Source organism: Pseudomonas sp. SDO524_S393, from assembly GCF_054071875.1.
Map to the genome: position 1 here is coordinate 1 of NZ_JBSVVZ010000138.1, position 3,260 is coordinate 3,260.

Genomic DNA, 3,260 nt, shown 5'->3' on the forward strand with positions numbered 1-3,260 from the left:
GGAGTGCGCAGCGCTCCCGCTTTATGTGGGGCCGCTGCGCAGCCCAGCGCGGGACAAGCCCGCTCACTACAAAGAGGTGGGGGTTTAAGGGTTTCGGCACACGCATTGCTTTATCCATTCATCTGCCCGGATACAGGAGCAATCGTTACCCCCCGACCCAGAGCCGACCCCATAAGAAAGTAAGGACCAGGCCTGTTGGCACCCTTAGCCACGGGCTCATAAAAATATGCGTTTTTCAAAGCGGCAGTGCCCCCATGCGTCCCTCGGCACTGACAAGGTACTGGAATGGCTCGATCTTTCTTCGATGAAATGAATGACGCACAAGGCGTTTGCCGTGCGCACTATCAGGAATTCTCCCGCTGGCTGGCCAACACGCCGCCGGAACTGCTGGCCCAGCGCCGTCGCGAAGCCGATCTGCTGTTCCATCGGGCCGGGATCACCTTCACGCTCTATGGCGACGAACAGGACACCGAGCGCCTGATCCCCTTCGACATCATCCCCCGCAGCATCCCCGCCAGCGAATGGAGCGTGATCGAACGCGGCTGTATCCAGCGCGTGAATGCGCTGAACATGTTTCTCGCCGACATCTACCATGACCAGCGCATCATCAAGGCCGGAATCATCCCGGCGGACCAGGTGCTGGGCAATGAGGGTTACCAGAAGGCCATGATCGGCCTGGACCTGCACCGCAACCTCTATTCGCATATTTCCGGCGTGGACCTGGTGCGCGACGGCGACGGCACCTACTACGTACTGGAAGACAACCTGCGCACCCCCAGCGGCGTCAGCTACATGCTTGAAGACCGCAAGATGATGATGCGCCTGTTCCCGGAAGTGTTCGCCAAACAGCGCATCGCGCCGGTGGACCACTACCCCAACCTGCTGCTCAAGACTCTCAAAAGCGCCAGCCGCCTGGACAACCCCAATGTGGTGGTGCTGACCCCGGGCCGCTTCAACAGTGCGTTTTTCGAACATGCGTTTCTGGCCCGGGAAATGGGTGTGGAACTGGTGGAAGGCGCCGACCTGTTCGTGCAGGACCTCAAGGTGTTCATGCGCACCACCGACGGCCCCAAGGCCGTGGACGTGATCTACCGCCGCATCGACGACGCCTTCCTCGACCCGTTGGCGTTCAACCCGCAGTCGATGCTCGGCGTGCCCGGCCTGGTCGCCGCCTATTGCGCCGGCAATGTGGTACTGGCCAATGCCATCGGTACCGGCGTGGCCGACGACAAGTCGATCTACCCTTATGTGCCGGAAATGATCCGCTTCTACCTGGATGAAGAACCGGTGCTGCAAAACGTGCCGACGTTCCAGTGCCGCAAACCGGATGAACTGTCCCATGTACTGGCCAACCTGCCGGAGCTGGTGGTCAAGGAAACCCAGGGCTCGGGCGGCTACGGCATGCTGGTGGGCCCGGCATCGAGCGCCGCCGAGATCGAGGACTTCCGCCAGCGTATCAAGGCGCGGCCCCACGCGTACATCGCCCAGCCGACCCTGAGCCTGTCCACCTGCCCCACCTTCGTCGAAAACGGCATCGCGCCCCGGCACATCGACCTGCGCCCCTTCGTGCTGTCGGGCAAGGAAACCCGCCTGGTCCCCGGCGGCCTGACGCGGGTGGCGCTGAAGGAAGGCTCGTTGATCGTCAACTCGTCGCAAGGCGGCGGAACCAAGGACACCTGGGTGGTGGAGGGCTGAATCATGCTGAGTAGAACCGCCGCGGACCTGTACTGGATGTCCCGTTATCTGGAGCGTGCCGAGAACCTGGCGCGCATGCTGGAAGTCAGTTACTCGCTGTCGTTGATGCCCCAGGCCGGGCGCAGCGACGGCCTCGACGAACTGGCCATGTCGCTGCTCAGCAGCGGCACCCTGGACAGTTACCTCGAGCGTCACAAGCAACTCGACGCCGAGCGCATGTTGCATTTCTTTGCCCTCGACGAAGAAAACCCCGCCAGCATCTACAACTGCCTGCGCGCCGCCCGGGGCAATGCCCATGCGGTACGCGGGCGCATTACCGCCGACATGTGGGAAAACCTCAATGCCACCTGGCTGGAAATGCGCAGCATCGCCGCCGGCGGCCTGGCGCGGCACGGCATCAGCCACTTCTGTGACTGGGTCAAGCAGCGCTCGCACCTGTTTCGTGGTGCGACATCCGGGACGATCATGCGCAATGACGCCTACCGCTTCATTCGCCTGGGCACCTTTGTCGAACGCGCCGACAACACCCTGCGTCTGCTCGATGCACGTTACGAGATGTTCGGCGAAGAGTCGGAAGAAGTCAGCGATCTCTCGGCACGCGGCTATTACCAATGGAGCGCCCTGCTCCGTGCGTTGTCGTCGTTCGAGGCCTATACCGAGCTGTACCCCAACGCCTTGAACGCCCGCTCGGTCTCCGAGCTGCTGCTGTTGCGCAGTGACGTGCCGCGCTCATTGCACGCCTGCATCGAGGAGTTGAGCCACATCCTCGCCGACCTGCCCGGCAGCTACGGGCGCACGGCCCAACGCTTGGCCGCCGAGTTCGAAGCACGGCTGCGCTACACCGGCATCGATGAAATCCTCGACGCGGGCCTGCACAGCCGGCTCACGGAGTTCATCGACACGGTGCGTGAACTGGCGCGGGCGATTCACAGCTCCTACCTGGAGGTGGTGTAAAGCCTGTTCACTCCAGTCACTCAACTGTCAGTTCGGGTGATTGACCGCGCTTCGGTACCGCTCTTATGTTGGGCAGGTGAACCGCCTTCCCACCATAAGAACAGGTACAGCGCATGTCCGAATTGAAACTCGCCCCCGCAGCCGCCCAGACCCTGCAACGCTGGCACGGCATGCTGGCCAACCGCGACCTCACCGCCCTGCCCGCACTGCTGGCCGCCGATGCGGTGTTCCGCTCGCCCATGGCTCATACGCCCTACCCCGGTGCGCCGGTGGTGTCGATGATCCTCAACACCGTGATCAATGTGTTCGAAGACTTCGTGTACCACCGCGAACTCGCCACCGCCGACGGCCTGAGTGTGGTGCTGGAATTCAGCGCACGGGTCGGCGACAAGCAGCTCAAAGGCATCGACCTGATCCGCTTCGACGAACAAGGGCAGATCATCGAGTTCGAAGTGATGATCCGCCCCCTGAGCGGGTTGCAGGCCCTGGGTGAAGAAATGGGCCGGCGCCTGGCGCCCTATTTGGCCAAGGCCAAATCCCAAGCCTGACACAGGACCACTGTGAGAGCGGGCTTGCTCGCGAAAGCGGTGGGTCAGTAACAGATGAGTTGC

3 protein-coding genes are annotated in these 3,260 nt (G+C 62.5%); all 3 read left to right on the forward strand.

Translation table 11 applies throughout. The features are described from left to right. Positions 1 to 285 precede the first annotated feature (285 nt). On the forward strand, positions 286 to 1,695 hold the full coding sequence (locus ACW9IB_RS29295) for a circularly permuted type 2 ATP-grasp protein (protein WP_457416790.1): 1,410 nt from the start codon (positions 286 to 288) through the stop codon (positions 1,693 to 1,695). A gap of 3 nt (positions 1,696 to 1,698) precedes the next feature. Next, complete coding sequence (locus ACW9IB_RS29300; RefSeq protein ID WP_457369102.1) at positions 1,699 to 2,649, forward strand: alpha-E domain-containing protein; 951 nt, start codon at positions 1,699 to 1,701, stop codon at positions 2,647 to 2,649. A 113-nt stretch (positions 2,650 to 2,762) separates the two neighbouring features. After that, positions 2,763 to 3,197, forward strand: coding sequence for a nuclear transport factor 2 family protein (locus ACW9IB_RS29305; RefSeq protein WP_457416792.1), 435 nt, complete (start codon positions 2,763 to 2,765; stop codon positions 3,195 to 3,197). Positions 3,198 to 3,260: the final 63 nt, after the last annotated feature.

What these genes read in the sequence shown, in the direction of transcription:
- ACW9IB_RS29300 (WP_457369102.1), top strand. Translation starts at nt 1,699, where the DNA reads ATGCTGAGTAGAACCGCCGCGGACCTGTACTGGATGTCCCGTTATCTG.
- ACW9IB_RS29295 (WP_457416790.1), top strand. Translation starts at nt 286, where the DNA reads ATGGCTCGATCTTTCTTCGATGAAATGAATGACGCACAAGGCGTTTGC.
- ACW9IB_RS29305 (WP_457416792.1), top strand. Translation starts at nt 2,763, where the DNA reads ATGTCCGAATTGAAACTCGCCCCCGCAGCCGCCCAGACCCTGCAACGC.